Genomic DNA, 15,944 nt, shown 5'->3' with positions numbered 1-15,944 from the left:
GGGGCTGGGCGGGTTCGTGGACGGCATTCTGCTGCACCAGATCCTGCAGTGGCACCACATGCTGAGCAGCACCGGCACCGACCGCATCGGTGTGCGCCCCTACCCGGTCGACACCGTGCCGGGCCTGCGGATGAACACGGTGTGGGACGGGTTGTTCCACACCGTCACCTGGCTGGCCGTGCTGATCGGGCTCGGCCTGCTCTACTCCCGCGTCACCGGCTCGCGCGGGCGGGTGTGGCGCTCGCGCACGCTGTGGGGGTGGATCCTCTTCGGCTGGGGCGCGTTCAACCTGGTGGAGGGCCTGATCGACCACCATCTGCTGGGCATCCACCACGTGCGCACCGGCCCGTACCAGCTCTGGTGGGATCTGGGGTTCCTGCTGCTCGGCGTGCTGCTCATGCTCGCCGGGTGGGCGCTGCAACGTACCGGCGGGGTGCTCGACCTGTGCCGCGACGACGAGCCGGCGCGGTGACGGCCCACGACGGTCACGCGCACGCGGCGGCGTACCTGCCGGTGATCCTGGCGCTGGCCGGCGCCGCGTATCTGGTGGCGGCGGCGCGCACGGGGCCGAGGACGTGGAGCCGGTGGCGCGGCGCGGCGTTCCTCACGGGTCTCGCGCTGACGGCCGCCGCCCTGACCGGGCCGATCCAGGCTCTCGCCGCGACCGACTTCCGCGGCCACATGCTGCAGCACCTGCTCATCGGCATGCTGGCACCGCTGTGCCTGGTGCTCGGAGCGCCGATGACCCTGCTGCTGCGTACCCTGCCCGCCGCCCGCGCCCGCCGCCTCGGCACCCTGCTGCGCGGACGCCTCGCGCGCGCACTCTCCCACCCGGTCGTCGCGCTGGTGCTCAGCGTGGGCGGCATGGTGGTTCTGTACTGCACCCCGCTCTACCGGCACACCACGGCGAACGAGTGGCTGCACACGGTGGTCCACGTGCACTTCCTGCTGTCGGGCTACCTGTTCGCGTGGGTGATCGCCGGACCCGACCCCGCCCCCGGGCGTCCCTCCGTGCCGGCGCGGCTGGTGGTGCTCGGGGTGGCGATCGCCGTGCACAGCGGGCTGTCGCAGCTCATGTACGCCGGAATCGGGGTGGACGTGCCCGTGCCGGCGGAGCAGCTGCGCGGCGCGGCCGAGATCATGTACTACGGCGGCGACATCACCGAGTTGCTGCTGGCCGTGGCGCTCGCGGCCGGCTGGCGTCCCCGGCGCAGCACCCGCCTGGGCCACGCGGGCCAGGGTCAGCCCCGTTACGCACCTCGTGCCGCCGGCTGGTTGATCGCGTTGCGCGGCCGGTCACCGTTCAGAGCGGCACGGACTTCCGAGAACACCTCCTGGGTGAGGTCCACCAGCGACTCCTCGGAGTAGAAGCCCGCGTGTGGGGTCACGATCACGTTCGGCAGGGCGAGGAGCTCCTCGTGCGCGTCCGGCGGCTCGGTCGCGAGCACGTCGAGCGCCGCGCCCGCCAGCCGGCCGTCCCGCAGCGCCGCCAGCAGGGCCGGCTGGTCGACGAGGCCGCCTCTCGCCGTGTTGACCAGATAGGCCGTCGGTTTCATCGCCGCCAGTTCGGCCGCGGAGATGACGTGCCGGGTGCCGGGCGTCAGCGGCGCGTGCAGGCTGAGCACGTCGGCCTCCGCGACCAGCCGCTCCAGCGGTACGAGCTCGGCGAACGCCGCGTGCGGGCCGTCTGCCACCGGGACGGTCGCCAGCACGCGGAACCCGAACGCGGCGGCGCGCGTCGCGACGGCTCTGCCGACCCGGCCCAGACCGAGCAGGCCGAGCACCCGCCCCCGGCTACGGCGCAGCGTCCCGGCCCCGCAGTGGTCCCATCCGCCGCTCCGCACGTGGTCGTGGTAGCGGACGACGCCTCTGGTGGCGGCCAGGATCAGCGCCATCGTGTGGTCGGCCAGCTCCTCGACGCAGTAGGACGGCGCCCGCGAGACGTGGATCCCGGCCGCCGTCGCCGCGGCCACGTCGATGTTGTCGACGCCCACGCCGTACGAGCAGATCAGCCGGCAGCGCCGCATCCTGCCGACCAGCTCGGCGGTCACGGGGGCGGCGTCGGCGAGGATCACGTCGGCTGATTCGCACAGCTCGTGGGCGTCGGCCCGCCCGGAGGCGTCGATCAGTTCCGCCTGCGGGCCTACGAGCGCGGGATCGAGACCGCGCGGGTCGGGGTGATCGAGCGCCACGACCCTCTTCAACGTCACCACCATGTCCCCCTTTCTCACGTTCCAGGCCTCCAGCCTCCCAGAACGCCCCGCCGCGACCTCACTCGCCGAGATGGCGGCGAAGGTTCCTCGCGACGACGGGAGCGACCCTGCGCAGGTTCTTCGGGCTGTTGTACACGGTCAGGTGAGCGATCACCGGGCCGACCTGGATGAGCGCGGAATCAAGCGTCGGATCCAATCCCGGTCCGGGGATCTGGTGGATGCCGGGTTCGAACGGCCGCCGGGGCCGGGACTGGAAGAGGTCGAACACCTCGCTCTCCAGAAGGGCCGTGGCCTCGGCCTCCGATCGGGCGACCCAGTCGATGGTCACGGTGACCGCTTGCCCGCCATCGTCGGACGGCACCAGGTCGCAGCTGACGGGCCGGGGAAACGTGAAGGAACCCAGGCTGCGTTCGCGTGGAAAGGCGAGGTAGCCGTCGTCCAGCATGGCCAGGTCGGATGCGGGCAACAACTCGCAGGCGTCCGGCCAGGCGCCCGGCGAGGTCCCGCCCAGTTCGTACGGCTCGGGGGAGGCAGCCGCTTCCGGACGGTAGGCGACCACCCAGCCTCCGTCGGGGAGACCGTGGTGGACGAAGAGCAACCCGCTGGAGGCGCCGACCAGGGTGGAGGCGAATTCGCTGTAGGGAAGGGGAAGGACCCGGTAGGAGCCGTCCCACTGGTCGAGGAAGGTCACGAAGTACGACAGAGGCCAACGGCCCAGTGTGTGGCTCCAGATGGTCTCCCCCACCAGAAGTCCCTGCGACGCGAGCAGCGTGTTGCGTTCGGCCGTACCGGAGATCGGCACGTTCGGGCGGGTCCACATCGTCTGTCCGTCACCCGCGTCCAAACCCCGCAGTATCAGCTCCTGCTTGCCGTCCCGCTGCTTCACGACCTTCTGGATGAGTACAGGGCCGGGAGCGCTGTAGGTCGATGCCGAGTCCGCCGTTTCCGCCAGCCGCCGCCCGTCGGGCGATATTCGAATTCGAAGTGACGACCTGCAATACGCCTGGGGTCGCCCGGATGGTTGCCCGCAGAGCTGTTTTACGTCGGCGGGCAACGCTTCGGGACGGCCGAGGCGTATTAGAGGGCGTGAAATCGGACAGTCAGCCATGAGCGATGTGGAGCACGACTTCGGCGCTTTCGTGGCCGCCCGGGGCACGAGCCTGTTGCGGGTCGCCTATCTCGCCTGCGGTGACGAGGCGGAGGCGGAGGACCTGCTGCAGACCGCGCTGGAGCGTACGTACAAGAACTGGCACCGGGTGCACCACGACAGCCCCGAGCCCTACGTGCGCCGCGTCATCATCAACGCCGCCATCAGCCGCGCCCGTCGCCGGGCGATCCTCACCCTCATCCCGATGCACAGCCCGCCGGAGCGATCGGCCCGCTCGGCCGACGTGGATCTGCGTCATGTGCTCATGGAGGCGCTGCGCGCCCTGCCGCCCCGGCAGCGCGCGGTGATCGTGCTGCGGTATTGGGAGGACCTCAGCGAGGTCCAGACCGCCGACGTGCTCGGTTGCTCGGTCGGCACCGTCAAGAGTCAGGCGTCGAAGGCCATGGCCAAGCTCCGCACGGCACTTGGCAGGGACGCAGCGGAAGGAGTGATTCGGAATGCCCATGCTTGAGGAGGAGATCCGCCGGCTCATGGCGGACGAGACCGCGAGGCTGCACGCCGCGCCCGCTCTGGCGGAGCGGGTCGTACGCTCCTCCCGCGGCAGGCGGACGAGGGGCAGGATCGCGGCGCTGGCCACGTCGGTCGCCGTCGTCGCCGCCGCGCCCGTCATGTATCTGACCGTCGGGCCGGCTTCCACGACCGATCCGGATCCCACGGTCTCCGCGGTGCCGGAACCGACGGGCTCCACGCTTGCGCCGCCCGCCATCGACGACACCCCGACGCCGGACTTCGGAGATCTGGGAGACGGGAAGGAGTTCGGGAACGTCAAGGTGACATATCTGCCCGAACGGCTGCGATGGTCGAACTGGTCGCTGGACTTCGGTGAGCGTTACACGACGTCGTACAACTATGACGGCGACGCGAACGGCGCCTACTGCGTGCAGATCTACATGTTCGAGGATGCGGCCGTCCAGGAGGTCGACGACCAGATCCAGGGGTATCGCGAGGAGGGCGAAGGTGAGGAGGTGACCATCGGCGACCGGACCGGTTATCTGGTCGTCCAGTGGGTGGGTGAGGACGGCATGAAGGGCACCCCCACGCTCTTCCTCAGGATGGGCGACAGGCAGCGCGCGGCCATCATGTTCAGCCCCGTCTACGCCAAGGAGTTCTCCGGCGTCGAGGCCGTCGGCGACGAGCTGAAGAAGATCGCCGAAGGGCTCACCTCGACCCTCTGACCTGCCCACGGGCCGCGCGGGGTTCACCGGCCTCACCGCCCGCGGGCCCCGCGGGGTTCACCGGCCTCGCTGCCCGCGGGCCGTGCACTGCTCACCGGCCTCGCCGCTCGCGGGGCACCGGCACCGCGATGCCGGCCGTCTTCGTGATCCAGCCCCTGTAGGCCGCGGCGTCCGTCCACACCCCGGGGCCGACGCAGTTGGGGTCGGTCTTCTCGTTGCCGTCGCGGCTGGTGACGCCGACGAGCTCCCAGCGGCCCCTGATCTTGCGCACCATGGGGCCGCCGGAGTCGAGGATGCAGCTCTGGGCCTTCTTGGAGGGGTGTTCGGAGCAGATGTCGCTCGCGGGGTCGATGCCCGTGCAGCGCTTGTCGGAGACGATCCTGCTGTCCAGCTCCTGGAGGGTGACCGGCGGCTCCGGGCACTTGTTGCCGTCTTCGCAGGTCATGCCCCAGCCCAGGAGGCGGACGGGGTGACTCGCAGCGGCGGGCCTGCCGGCGATCTTGATCGGCTTCTGCCTGACGGGCCGGTCGAGCTTGGCGAGGGCGATGTCGTGCCGCAGGTCGGTGGGGTCGGCGGTGTAGCGGGGGTGCCTGACGAACTTGGTGACGCGGCGCAGGCTGCCGCCCTTCTCGACGTCGGTGCCGCCGACCTTGGCACTGACCTGGCCGATCGGGACGTGCGAGCAGTGCCCCGCCGTCGCCACCCATTGGGGAGCGACGAGCACGCCCCCGCAGTAGTGCACGTCCTTGCCGTCGCGCAGGGTCACGGTGAAGGAGTAGTGCTCCGTGGCGTCGCGCCCGCCGATGATCGCGTTGGCCGGCGGCGCCATCGTGGCCGCGAGGACCGCTGCGCCCCCGATCGCTCCCGCGATGGTCAGGGCCCGTGCCCGGCCACGCCCGGCCCGGTCGCCGTGGTTGCTGAAGATGCCGGTGATTCCGCGTCGTTCGATCATGCCGTCAACGGTCGCGGATCTCGCCGTGCGCGGCATCGGAGCACGGTCTGGTCATGGGTCTCATACCGTGGTCTGAGCCGCTGCCGGGCGCCTACGGGCTAGCGTTCGCCCATGACCCATGATCTCCGGCCGCCGCTGCTGCTGAGGGTGCGGCCCGTGTTCCAGGTCCTCACGGACCTGGCGATCGCCGTGTTCCTGACGTTCTTCGCCGTGTCGGCCATCATCGAGGAGGTGCCGCCGGAAGCGCGGGTGGAGCCGCTGTCCATCCTCGCCGGAGTCCTCATGGGGCTGCCCTTGGCGGTCCGCCGCCGCTGGCCCGTTCCCGTGGTGGCGGTCGTGGCGGGAACGAGCATGGTGGCGGTGGCCATGCAGTGGGTGGCGCCCCACGCGGCCCTGGTGCCCGACGTGCTTCTCGTCTTCGCGATCTACCCGGTGGCCGTGTCGGAGCCGTTCCGCCGGGCCGTGGCCACGCTCGCCCTGTCCGTGGGCGGCATCTCCGCGGCGGTGCTCTTCGCGGTGTCGCAGGAGCCGCGGCCTGACTGGGGCTGGTCGCTGCCCGTGCTCGCCACCGAGATGATCCTTCCGGTCGCGGTGTGGATGGTGGGGCGTACGGTGCGCGCCCGCAGGCACCACGAGGCGCGGACCGCCCAGCAGGTGCTGGCCGACGAACGGCTGCGCATCGCGCGCGACCTGCACGACGGCGTCGCGCACAGCCTGAGCGTGATCACCGTGCAGGCGTCCGTGGCCCTCCACGTCGCCGAGGAGCGGCCCGACGAGGCCCGCTCGGCCCTGACCGTGATCGAGGCCTCCAGCCGCGAGGCCGCCAGGGAGCTGCGGCGCATGCTCGGCCTGCTGCGCGCCGTCGACGAGGATCCGCAGGGCACCGCGCAGCTGGAGCCCGCGCCGACCGCCGACCGGCTGGCCGAGATCGCCCGGCACGCCACGTCCGCGGGGGCCACGGTCGATCTGCGGATCGGCGACGGGCTCGACGGCATCCCGGCTACGATCGGGGTCGCGGTTTACCGCATCGTGCAGGAGTCCCTGACCAATGTGATCAAGCATGCCGCTCCTGCGCGCTGCGTGGTGCGGGTCGACAGGACGGACGACGCCATGGAGATCGAAGTGACCGACGACGGCCGCCGCGCTCCGGCCGGCCATCCTCCGGGTCACGGGCTGGTCGGCATGCGCGAACGCGTCGCCGTCTACGGGGGCGAGTTCACCGCCGGGCCGCTGGCGGGCCGCGGGTTCCGGGTCCACGCGAGGCTTCCGCTGGAGGGGGTGCCCGCGTGAGCGGTGTCCGGGTGCTGATCGCCGACGACCAGCAGTTGCTCAGGGCGAGCTTCGGGGTGCTGATCGGCACCACCCCCGGGCTGGAGGTCGTCGGCGAGGCCGAGAACGGGCTGCAGGCCGTCGAGCGGGCCGCCGAGCTGCGGCCGGACGTCGTGCTGATGGACATCCGGATGCCCGAGCTCGACGGGATCGAGGCGACCCGGCGGATCTGCGGGGCGCCGGCGACCGCGGGCGTGAAGGTGTTGATCCTGACCACCTTCGACCTGGACGCGTACGTCTTCTCCGCGCTGCGCGCGGGCGCCAGCGGGTTCCTGCTCAAGGACACCCCACCCGGAGACCTGCTGTCCGCGATCAGGGTGGTCGCGGGCGGCGAGGCGCTGCTCGCGCCCTCCGTGACCCGGCGCCTCATCGGGGAGTTCGCCCGTCAGCCGCAACCCCGCCACCGGGCCGACCGCCCCCTCGACGGCGTCACGGCACGCGAACGCGAGGTGCTCAAGCTGATCGGCCAGGGGCTGTCCAACACCGAGATCGCCGAACGCCTCACCGTCAGCATGGCCACCGTGAAGACCCACATCGGCCAGTTATTGGCCAAGCTGCACGCCCGCGACCGCGCCCAGCTGGTGATCGCCGCCTACGAGAGCGGCCTGGTCACCGTCGGCTAGGTCCTGGCGGGGGCTGGTACGCGGCCGGCGGGTGGTGGACCACGCGCTCACGCATGGACGGGGCCGGAGCGGAAGCGCAGGATGCCCTCGATTCCCTCGATGAACGTCTCGCTGACCTCCACCGGATCGGCCAGGCAGCCCGCCGCCATCGCCCCGTCGCGCAGCATGACGAAATGCCGGCCGGCCGGCTCGGGCGGCGTCTGCCCGGTCTGCGCGAGCAGGTCGGTGACGGTGCGCAGGAACCACTCGCGGTGTGCGAGCACGGCCCTGTGCACGGGATGCCCGGGGTCCGGATATTCCGCCGCGGCGTTGAGGAAGGCGCACCCGCGGAACCCTGGCGACGTGATGTCGTCGGCGATCGCCCTGGCGATGGTCCTCAGGACGTCGGCCGCCGCTCCGCCACCGGCGACGGCTTCGCTGGCCCGGTCGCGCAGAGCCTGGTCGGCTCCCTGAAGGTAGGCGACGACGAGCTCGTCCTTGCTGGGGAAGTGCCGGTACAACGTCGCGCGGGTCACCTTGGCCTCCGCGACGATCCGGTCGATCCCCACGGAATGGAGCCCCTCCGTGTAGAAGAGCCGGGTCGCGGTGCCGAGCAGCCGCGATCGCGCTTCTGACACCTGATGACCTCCTGTGTGCCGCGCCGTTGCTCGAAGCCTAGCAGGGAGAACGTTCGGTCTTGAAGGGTTGGACGCCCGCCGCCCCCGCCGTACGACGCCCCGATCAGGGCAGGTGGATCCCCGCGCCGGGGCCGACCGGCAGGCCGAAGAAGTAGAAGACGGCCAGTACGCACGCCCACACCAGGCCGAACGCGGGCACGAACGGCAGCAGCCTGGACACCAGCGTGCCGAGCTTGAGTTCGGGCTCGTACTTCTGCGCGGACGCCAGGATGAAGTACAGGAAGATGTGCATCGGGGAGATCGCCTGGGTGATCGAGTCCCCGATGCGGTGGGTGGCCTGGATGATGGCCGGTGACAGGCCGAGCAGCATCAGGGCCGGCACCATCACCGTGGACTCCAGCGACCACAGGCCGGAGCCCGAGGTGATCACCAGGTTGAGCATCGAGGACAGCAGGATCAGGAAGACCAGCGCGGGGAACCCGACGAGCCCCACGGCCTGGGCGGCGTCGGCCAGCTTCACCGCGAGGAACGTCGCCAGCCCGCTCCAGGAGAGCACGCTCAGCGTCTGGGCGACGATGAAGATGAGGGTGATGAACCCGGCCATCTCCTTGATCGACGCGGTCATGAGCGTGTAGACGCTGCGCTCGTCCTTGTCCAGCTTGACCGCCCGGCCGTAGGTGTAGCCGAACAGGAAGAACACCAGCGCGATGATCGGCACCAGGTTGTCCAGCAGGGGAGAAGGCACGAGTGAGCCGTCCTCGCCGCGCAGCGGGCTGCCCGGCACCAGCCAGGCGAGCACGACCAGCGCCAGGAACCCCGCCACCACGAGCCCCGACACGAGCAGCGCCCGCCGCTCACGAGGGGTCACCTCGACGTGCGCGTCGTCGCCCTCGGCGGGCCGCCACGCGGGCAGCCGCGGCTCCAGCACGCGGGAGATCAGCAACCCGCCGACGATGGGCAGGACCAGCCCGGCCGCGGCGCCGAAGTAGTAGTTCATCGCGATGTTGGTGGTGTAGCCGCTGCTTCCCGGCAGCAGGGCCGCGGCCTTCTCGGTGATGCCCGCGAGGCTGGCGTCCAGCGTGCCCAGCAGGAGCCCGCCGGCGTAGCCGGTGGCGGTGCAGGCGTACGCGCCGATGAGCCCGGCCAGCGGGTGCCGGCCGACCGCGCGGAAGACGAGCGCGGCCAGCGGCGGGATGACCAGGAAGGACGCGTCCGACATGACGTGCCCCTGGCAGGCGACGAAGGCCACCACGTACGGCACCAGGGCACGCGGCACCCGGTAGAAGGCCAGGCGCACCGCGGCCTCCAGCGCCCCCGTGCCCTGCGCCACGCCCACTCCCAGCACCACGGTCAGCACCGGGCCGAGAGCGGGGAACTCGACGAAGTTGTCCACCGCGGAGCCGAGCAGTTCCACCAGGCCCTCGCCGGACAGGACGTTCCTGACCGGCGTCGCCTCGGCCGCGCCGGGTGGTCGCACCGTGGCGCCGAGGGCGGCGGCGATCCATGAGGCGAGCGAGATGAGGACGAACACCCCGACGAACATGATGAACGGGTTGGGCAGTCTGTTGCCCAGCCGTTCCACTCCGCCCAGCACCCGGTCCAGGGGCGTTGGTCGCCCGGTTTTCAGCATGAGGGGTTCCTTCGCGTTGCCAGCGATGGCTTAGGCCGCCAGGTAATTGGGAAAGTATGGGTAGCCCAGTCAGACAGCCCCTTCCATCGCCGGAAACCGTCATCCTGACCGGTTGTGATGCAGGAACCGGTCATCGTTCATGGCGGCGGACGGGGGTCGTCCGTCCCCAGCGCCCACAGGTCGAGCGGCGTCGTGGAGGACCAGCGGCCGACCTGGTCGAGCACCCGCCCGTACAACTTGACCTGGCGCAGCACCATCTGCCGGTCCACGATCGTGGCGTGGGGGAACTCGTGGCGCAGGCGGGTGACCAGTTCGTGCAGGTCGGCCACGTTGTGCAGGCCCACGGTCAGTAAGAGGTTGTTGGGGCCGGCGACGGCCGCGCAGGTGCGGGTCTCCGGCCAGCTCAGGAGCTGCTCGCCGGTGCTCTCCAGGTGGTCGTCCGGCATCGCCAGCCACAACACGGCCGAGTCGTGCCAGCCCGCCAGCCGCCTGGCCAGGTCGCAGCGGAAGGTGATGTCGCCGACCGCGACCAGCCGGTTGATACGGCGCTGCACCGTACGGGCGGACAGCCCGAGCTCGGCCTCCAGTTCGGCGAAGCTGCGCCGCCCGTCCGTGCTGAGCGCGACGAACAGGCGGCGGTCGATCTCGTCCATCGGGCGGGTCACCGCGTGCCTGTTGGGCGCCGGGCGCAGCCGTCCGGCCTGGGCGGCGTTGAGCACCCGCAACCGCCAGCGCATGCTCAGGTCGAAGGCCCGGGTGGCGATGTGGGTGCGCACCCGGGTGATGCCGGGTTGCCGGGGGAGCTGGGACAGCAGGTACTCGGACAGGCCGGCCAGGTCGGGCGCGATCGCGATCGTCCACAGGTCGTACGAGCCGGCGATGTGCTGCACCGTGATCATGTGCGGCTGCCGGGCCAGTTCCTCGGCGACCTCGTTGGCGGCGCCGGCCTCGCAGGTCAGTTCCAGGAAGGCCACGCTCATGGTGTGCAGCTGGCGCCGTCCGAGGGCGACCGTGCACCACGCCAGCCGGTCGTCCACCAGCCGTTTCCACCGCCGCGCCGCCGTCACCGGGTCCAGGCCCAGCACCGCGCCGACCTCGGCCCAGGACGCACGGGGGTTGAGTTGCAGCGCGTCGATGAGCTCAAGATCGTTTTCCCGCAACATGACGGAATCCATCACGACATTACTCCCCTTATGTCGGATTCCGGCAGTATAGGTGCAGCTTGGGGCGAAACGTGATGATTAAAGGGTGAATGACCTACTGTTGCGTGGCGCACGGGTGGTGGATCCCGAAACGGGACTGGACGCGGTCCGCCACGTCGCCCTCACGGACGGCAAGATCACGTCAGTCTCCGAGGAGCCGGCGCCCGCCCGCCGCGAACTCGACCTCACCGGCCGGGTGCTCGCACCGGGCTTCATCGACCTGCACAGCCACGCTCAGACGGTGGGCTCGCTGCGCATGCAGGCCCTGGACGGGGTCACCACGGCCCTGGAACTCGAATCGGGCGCGGCCCCGGTGGACCAGGCCTACCGGCGCGCGAGCGACGAGGGCCGCCCGATCAACTTCGGTTACTCCGCGTCCTGGGCCATGGCGCGGATGAAGGTCCTCGACGGAGCCGAGCCGGACGGCGGCTGGGAGAGCTTCGCCGACCTGTGTGGCGGCCCCCACTGGCGTGACAAGGCCACCGCCGCCCAGATCGACCAGGTGCTGGCCGAGCTGGAATCCCAGTTGCACGCGGGCGCGCTGGGCATCGGGGTACTGCTGGGCTACGCCCCGCAGACCGGGCGCAAGGAGTACGTCCAGGTGGCGCGGCTGGCCCAGCGCTACGACGTGCCCACGTTCACCCACGCCCGCTTCAAGAACCCCGACGACCCCGGCACCGCGCTCGAAGGCATCGCCGAGGTGGTCGCCGCCGCGGCCGGCACCGGCGCGCACATGCACCTGTGCCACATCAACAGCACGTCGCTGCGCGCCATCGACGAGGTCGGCGCCGTGGTCGACGGGGCACGCAGGCACGGGCTCAAGGTGTCCACCGAGGCCTACCCCTACGGCGCCGGCATGACCACGATCGGCGTGCCCTTCCTGACACCGGAGAACCTGCCGAGGCTCGGCATCACCCCGCGCGACCTGGTGATCGCCGCCACCGGCGAACGTCCCCGGGACGCCGAACGGCTGCGCGAGATCCAGCGCACCGATCCGGGCGCGATGGTCGCCATCCACTACCTGGACGAGGACGACCCGGCCGACTGGTCGGTGCTGGAACGCGCTCTCCTGCTCCCCGACACCGCGATCGCCTCCGACGCCATCCCGTTCGCCGCCCCGGACGACACCTGGCCCCTGCCGGTCACGGCCGCCGGCCATCCGCGTACGAGCGGGACGTTCTCCCGCTTCCTCGCCACGATGGTGCGCGGCTCCGGCCGCCTGAGCCTGGTCGAGGCGGTGGGACGGTGCACCCTGCGCCCCGCCGAGGTGCTGTCCGCGGTGGCGCCGCAGTTCCTGCGCAAGGGCCGGGTGCAGGAAGGCGCGGACGCCGACCTCGTGGTGTTCGACCTCGACGAGGTACGCGACCGGTCCACCTACACCGAGCCGGGCCGCCCCTCGACCGGCGTCGACCACCTGCTGGTCAACGGCGAGTTCGTGGTGAGGGACGGAGAGGTGCTGCCGGACGCGAGACCCGGCAGGGCCGTGAAGGGACGGCTGGCATGACCGAACAGGTGACACCGGCGGACATCCGCGCCGCCGCCGCACGCATCTCCGACACGGTGGTACGCACTCCGCTGCTGCCCTTCGGCCCGGCCGAGCCCGGCCGCCCCCTGTGGATCAAGCCCGAGTCGCTGCAGCCGACGGCGGCCTTCAAGCTGCGCGGGGCGTACAACAAGATCAAGCAGTCGCTGCCCGAGGCCAGGGAACGCGGCATCGTCGCCCATTCCAGCGGCAACCACGCGCGCTCGGTGGCCTGGCTCGCGCAGCGGCTCGGGCTGCGCGCGGTGATCGTGATGCCGGACACCGCGCCGCCGAACAAGGTCGACGTGGTCAGGGAACTGGGCGCCGAAGTCGTCCTGGTGCCCCCGGCCCTGCGTGACACCCACGGCTTCGTGCTCGCCGAACAGCATGGCTACCTGCCGGTGCCGCCGTTCGACGACCCGGCGGTCGTGGCCGGTCAGGGCACCGTGGGCCTGGAGATCATGGAGGACCTGCCCGACGCGGACGTCGTCCTGGTCCCCGTCAGTGGAGGCGGCCTGGCCGCCGGGGTGGCGACCGCCGTCAAGGCGCTGCGACCGCGTACCCGCGTGGTCGGGGTCGAGCCGGAACTGGCCGCGGACGCCGAACAGAGCCTGCGCGAGGGCCGCCGCCTGGCATGGGAGCCCGAGCAGACCTACCGGACCGTGGCGGACGGGCTGCGTACCCACGGCCTGGGCCAGGTGCCGTGGGAGCAGATCCGCCGCCACCTCGACGAGATCGTGACCGTCAGCGAGGAGCAGATCCTCGACGCGGTACGGCGCCTCGCGCTGGACGCCCGGCTCGTCTCCGAGCCCAGCGGCGCGGTGACCTTCGCCGCGTACCTCGCGGGGGACACCACCGGCAAGCATGTCGCCATCCTGAGCGGCGGCTCCGTCAACCCCGCGCTGCTGGCCCGCGTCCTCACCGAACCCGCCCGCGAGGAGGCTCTCCATGAGCACTGACCCACACCACCCGTACAGCCCGGCCGTGCTCGCCTGCGGGCTGGTCTTCGTCTCCGGTTCGCTGCCGCTGCGGGAGGACGGCACCGTGGTGGGCGGCGAGCGGGCGGCGCTGGACGCGGCGATGGACACCGCGCGGCGGCGCATGGCCACGGTGGGCGCGCGCCTGGAGGACGTGGTGAAGCTGACCTACTTCGTCACCGACATGAGGCTGCGGGACGCGGCCAACCAGCAGTTCCTCGACCTGTGGCCCGAGCCGCGACCGGCCCGCACGGTGGTCGGCGTGCGCGACCTGCCCTACGGCAGCGTGGTGGAGATCGACGCCGTCGTGAAGGCCCCCTGATCCACCGCGCCGGGCGCGCAGCGGCCACGGCCCGTACAGCCGGCGGGACCGTTGAGCCGCGGGCGCCCGCGCGGGCATCATGGTCGTCATGCCAGGGTTCGTCGACGACGTCGACCAGGAAGCCCTGACTGACCCACGGGCTTTCGAGGCGTACGTCGCGCGGGTGCTCGCCGAACGGACCGAGGCGGGCGTGCGCCCCGGGGCCCGCCGCTGGGGGCACGCGACGGCGATGCTCGCGGCGGCGTCGCCGATCGCGCGGTCGCTCGGCATCTCACGGGCGCTGGTGATGTGCGACCGTACGAACACCGCCTCGCGGCGGGTCATCGAAAGCAGCGGCGGCGAGCTGCTGGACGTCACCGCGCTGAAGCGCCGCTACTGGGTGCCGACAGCACCCGTCTGATCATGACCCATGGATCTAACAGGCGGCGACTCGTTTATTGACATCGATTCTTGTGCGTTTCCGACCCGATTGTTCCGGTTGTCCAGTGCGAAATCCGGCCACGCGGAGCGGGTGGCGGCGTAGGCGAGTGCGATACGCGCAGGTAGCCGCAGGTTCAGGCGCTCGGCGAGCGACTCGTGGGAGGCTCGGCAAGAGGTGCCGAAGGGCGCGGAGTGACAGAACTACACACGGTTGACTAACGCGACTTAACCGGAATACTGGTCACCCGATTGGGCCGTCCCTCTACTGAGACGAGAAATTCCCATGCCGTCGTCTGACCTCGCCATACCTCAGACAGAGCCGCCCCGGGCACACAGCGGCGCCGGCGACAGCGGAAGATCCGAGCCGCGACGGCGCGGTCCCAGCCGGCCACCGGACGAGACCGAGGCTCGCCGCTGAGCACAGGCCGGCAGATCCCATCGCTTCCCCCCAACCCCCCAGGACTTTCATGCCGCCAGACTCCTTCAGCGTCCCGATGGTGATCTGTGTCGCCGTCCTCGTCCTCGCCCTAGCAGGCGTCCTGACCCTCTACCTGCGCCTACGCGGCCGGCTCGCCCAGGTCCGCGGGCAGCTCGTACAGACGCGCCAGGCGCAGGACCACCTGACCCGCGAATCCAGCGCCTGGAGCCAGCGCCTGCTTCAGGCCGAGCGCAAGGCCCAGGAGAACGCGGACCTGCTGCGCGATACCCGCGCCCAGCACGACCTCCTGCGGGTGGAGACCGACCACCTCATCTCCAAGCGGATTCCCGCCCTGCTGTCCCACCTGCGCTCCCCGCACGTGATCGTGCCCGGCATGCAGAACCAGGCGCTCGCCGGCACCGACCTCGACAGGCAGCACCGCGCCGTACTCGACGCGCTCACCCGCGGCATCCGCGAGGAGACCGAGCGCATCGACGAGGCCGCCCAGGCGGTCATCAGGGGCGCCATGTCCCGCGTGCAGACCCAGGCACTGCGCGCCCAGGACCTGCTGGCCGGGGTGCAGCAGCGTTACAGCGGCGACGAGCACACGGCGCTGCTGCGCGAGGTGCTGGGCCTCGACATGTTCAACGAGCTGATCATCCGCCGCATGCAGGTCACCGGCATCGCCTGCGGCGCCACGCCGGGCCTGTCGCGTGACGACACCTACCTGGTGGACCTCGTGGTGGGCGCCATCTCCCGGGTGGAGAACTTCGAGCTGCGCATCGAGGGCCCGGCCAACCACCTGCGCCGCCGGATCGGGGTCGCCGCCCGCGCCGCGGAGTCGATCCTGTTCACCACCGCCGAGCTGCTGGCCAACGCGGTCCATCACTCCCACGGCACGCTCAAGGTCACCATCGCCGTGCACGAGACCAACAACGGCGCCGCCATCGTCATCGACGACGCCGGTGTCGGCCTCAACGAGGACCAGTACGCCCGCGCGAGCCGCCTGCTGAGCGGCAACCATCCCGTGCGCCTGGTCGACCTGGGCAACCCGCCCCGCACCGGCTGGGCCGCGATCGGCCGCCAGGTCGCGCACTACGGGATGCAGGTCACGGTCAAGAAGAGCGCCTTCGGCGGCGTGCAGGCCGTGCTGAACATCCCGACCGCCCTGCTGGTGGAGATGCCGGAGGACACCCGGCCGTCGGTGCTGGCGCCCGAGCCGGTGCGCGCGGTCGCCCCGGCCGCCGCGGCCATCCGCCGGGAGCCCATGGCCGCCGCCACGGCCCTACAGCAGGGATCGATGGCCGTCTCCAACCCCCGGCCGGAGCCGGTCGCCTCTTCGATACGGCCCCAGCCCCCGACGGCCGGGTGTCCTC

17 protein-coding genes are annotated in these 15,944 nt (G+C 71.3%); 11 read left to right on the top strand and 6 right to left on the bottom strand.

All coding sequences use genetic code 11. The annotated features are described in order from the left end of the window. Together E1295_RS41810 and E1295_RS41805 are read left to right on the top strand one after the other, a co-directional pair. A partial coding sequence (locus E1295_RS41810) for a DUF2243 domain-containing protein (protein WP_132639851.1) occupies positions 1 to 472 on the top strand: 472 nt, incomplete at its 5' end. Then, on the top strand, positions 445 to 1,368 hold the full coding sequence (locus E1295_RS41805; RefSeq protein ID WP_246081011.1) for a cytochrome c oxidase assembly protein: 924 nt from the start codon (positions 445 to 447) through the stop codon (positions 1,366 to 1,368). The genes E1295_RS41810 and E1295_RS41805, both read left to right, overlap by 28 nt. Here the strand turns inward: E1295_RS41805 and E1295_RS41800 are convergent. Together E1295_RS41800 and E1295_RS41795 are read right to left on the bottom strand one after the other, a co-directional pair. After that, a complete protein-coding gene (locus tag E1295_RS41800) occupies positions 1,251 to 2,231 on the bottom strand; it encodes a C-terminal binding protein (protein ID WP_132639849.1) in 981 nt (326 codons plus the stop codon). The genes E1295_RS41805 and E1295_RS41800 overlap by 118 nt on opposite strands. Positions 2,232 to 2,271: 40 nt before the next feature. Continuing rightward, positions 2,272 to 3,099: a hypothetical protein gene (locus E1295_RS41795; RefSeq protein ID WP_132639847.1), complete on the bottom strand. Its 828-nt coding sequence runs from the start codon at positions 3,097 to 3,099 to the stop codon at positions 2,272 to 2,274. Positions 3,100 to 3,319: 220 nt separating this feature from the next. Between E1295_RS41795 and E1295_RS41790 the strand changes: the two genes are divergently transcribed. Together E1295_RS41790 and E1295_RS41785 are read left to right on the top strand one after the other, a co-directional pair. Next, positions 3,320 to 3,832, top strand: a complete 513-nt coding sequence (locus E1295_RS41790; RefSeq protein WP_132639845.1) for a SigE family RNA polymerase sigma factor — start codon at positions 3,320 to 3,322, stop codon at positions 3,830 to 3,832. Next, positions 3,819 to 4,556, top strand: a complete 738-nt coding sequence (locus tag E1295_RS41785; RefSeq protein ID WP_132639843.1) for a hypothetical protein — start codon at positions 3,819 to 3,821, stop codon at positions 4,554 to 4,556. Before E1295_RS41790 ends, E1295_RS41785 begins: the two co-directional genes overlap by 14 nt. A gap of 91 nt (positions 4,557 to 4,647) precedes the next feature. On the opposite strand, the gene E1295_RS41780 is transcribed toward E1295_RS41785, so the two are convergent. Next, positions 4,648 to 5,508, bottom strand: a complete 861-nt coding sequence (locus E1295_RS41780; protein WP_132639841.1) for a S1 family peptidase — start codon at positions 5,506 to 5,508, stop codon at positions 4,648 to 4,650. Positions 5,509 to 5,619: 111 nt separating this feature from the next. Here E1295_RS41780 and E1295_RS41775 point away from each other — a divergent pair, with 111 nt between their 5' ends. Both E1295_RS41775 and E1295_RS41770 read left to right on the top strand, forming a co-directional pair. Next, positions 5,620 to 6,798: a sensor histidine kinase gene (locus E1295_RS41775; RefSeq protein WP_132639839.1), complete on the top strand. Its 1,179-nt coding sequence runs from the start codon at positions 5,620 to 5,622 to the stop codon at positions 6,796 to 6,798. Continuing rightward, positions 6,795 to 7,460, top strand: a complete 666-nt coding sequence (locus E1295_RS41770) for a response regulator (RefSeq protein WP_132639837.1) — start codon at positions 6,795 to 6,797, stop codon at positions 7,458 to 7,460. Before E1295_RS41775 ends, E1295_RS41770 begins: the two co-directional genes overlap by 4 nt. A 47-nt stretch (positions 7,461 to 7,507) precedes the next feature. On the opposite strand, the gene E1295_RS41765 is transcribed toward E1295_RS41770, so the two are convergent. The 3 genes from E1295_RS41765 to E1295_RS41755 all read right to left on the bottom strand — a co-directional run bounded on the left by E1295_RS41765 (position 7,508) and on the right by E1295_RS41755 (position 10,882). Next, the gene (locus tag E1295_RS41765; RefSeq protein WP_132639835.1) at positions 7,508 to 8,077 is read right to left on the bottom strand and encodes a TetR/AcrR family transcriptional regulator; all 570 of its coding nucleotides are present in this window, start codon (positions 8,075 to 8,077) and stop codon (positions 7,508 to 7,510) included. 103 nt (positions 8,078 to 8,180) lie between these two features. Next, a complete protein-coding gene (locus tag E1295_RS41760; RefSeq protein WP_132639833.1) occupies positions 8,181 to 9,707 on the bottom strand; it encodes an AbgT family transporter in 1,527 nt (508 codons plus the stop codon). A gap of 137 nt (positions 9,708 to 9,844) precedes the next feature. Next, on the bottom strand, positions 9,845 to 10,882 hold the full coding sequence (locus E1295_RS41755; RefSeq protein WP_246081013.1) for an Lrp/AsnC family transcriptional regulator: 1,038 nt from the start codon (positions 10,880 to 10,882) through the stop codon (positions 9,845 to 9,847). Positions 10,883 to 10,955: 73 nt separating this feature from the next. Between E1295_RS41755 and E1295_RS41750 the strand changes: the two genes are divergently transcribed. The 5 genes from E1295_RS41750 to E1295_RS41730 all read left to right on the top strand — a co-directional run. Then, positions 10,956 to 12,413, top strand: a complete 1,458-nt coding sequence (locus E1295_RS41750) for an amidohydrolase family protein (protein WP_132639829.1) — start codon at positions 10,956 to 10,958, stop codon at positions 12,411 to 12,413. Further along, the gene (locus tag E1295_RS41745; protein WP_132639827.1) at positions 12,410 to 13,390 is read left to right on the top strand and encodes a threonine ammonia-lyase; all 981 of its coding nucleotides are present in this window, start codon (positions 12,410 to 12,412) and stop codon (positions 13,388 to 13,390) included. Before E1295_RS41750 ends, E1295_RS41745 begins: the two co-directional genes overlap by 4 nt. Next, positions 13,380 to 13,730, top strand: coding sequence for a RidA family protein (locus E1295_RS41740; protein ID WP_132639825.1), 351 nt, complete (start codon positions 13,380 to 13,382; stop codon positions 13,728 to 13,730). Before E1295_RS41745 ends, E1295_RS41740 begins: the two co-directional genes overlap by 11 nt. A gap of 88 nt (positions 13,731 to 13,818) precedes the next feature. Then, positions 13,819 to 14,130 (top strand): GNAT family N-acetyltransferase, encoded by a 312-nt coding sequence (locus tag E1295_RS41735; protein WP_220449151.1) that lies wholly within the window; start codon positions 13,819 to 13,821, stop codon positions 14,128 to 14,130. Between the two features lie 487 nt (positions 14,131 to 14,617). After that, the coding region (locus E1295_RS41730) for a histidine kinase (RefSeq protein WP_132639823.1) at positions 14,618 to 15,944 on the top strand (1,327 nt) is incomplete at its 3' end.

Source organism: Nonomuraea mesophila (assembly GCF_004352805.1).
Taxonomy (GTDB): Bacteria; Actinomycetota; Actinomycetes; order Streptosporangiales; family Streptosporangiaceae; genus Nonomuraea; species Nonomuraea longispora.
This window is presented reverse-complemented; position numbering and strand designations above follow the sequence as displayed.

Coding starts and splice junctions, on each gene's coding strand:
- E1295_RS41790 (WP_132639845.1), top strand. CDS start 3,320: ATGAGCGATGTGGAGCACGACTTCGGCGCTTTCGTGGCCGCCCGGGGC.
- E1295_RS41785 (WP_132639843.1), top strand. CDS start 3,819: ATGCCCATGCTTGAGGAGGAGATCCGCCGGCTCATGGCGGACGAGACC.
- E1295_RS41780 (WP_132639841.1), bottom strand. CDS start 5,508: ATGATCGAACGACGCGGAATCACCGGCATCTTCAGCAACCACGGCGAC.
- E1295_RS41775 (WP_132639839.1), top strand. CDS start 5,620: ATGACCCATGATCTCCGGCCGCCGCTGCTGCTGAGGGTGCGGCCCGTG.
- E1295_RS41760 (WP_132639833.1), bottom strand. CDS start 9,707: ATGCTGAAAACCGGGCGACCAACGCCCCTGGACCGGGTGCTGGGCGGA.
- E1295_RS41755 (WP_246081013.1), bottom strand. CDS start 10,882: ATGGATTCCGTCATGTTGCGGGAAAACGATCTTGAGCTCATCGACGCG.
- E1295_RS41745 (WP_132639827.1), top strand. CDS start 12,410: ATGACCGAACAGGTGACACCGGCGGACATCCGCGCCGCCGCCGCACGC.
- E1295_RS41740 (WP_132639825.1), top strand. CDS start 13,380: ATGAGCACTGACCCACACCACCCGTACAGCCCGGCCGTGCTCGCCTGC.
- E1295_RS41735 (WP_220449151.1), top strand. CDS start 13,819: ATGCCAGGGTTCGTCGACGACGTCGACCAGGAAGCCCTGACTGACCCA.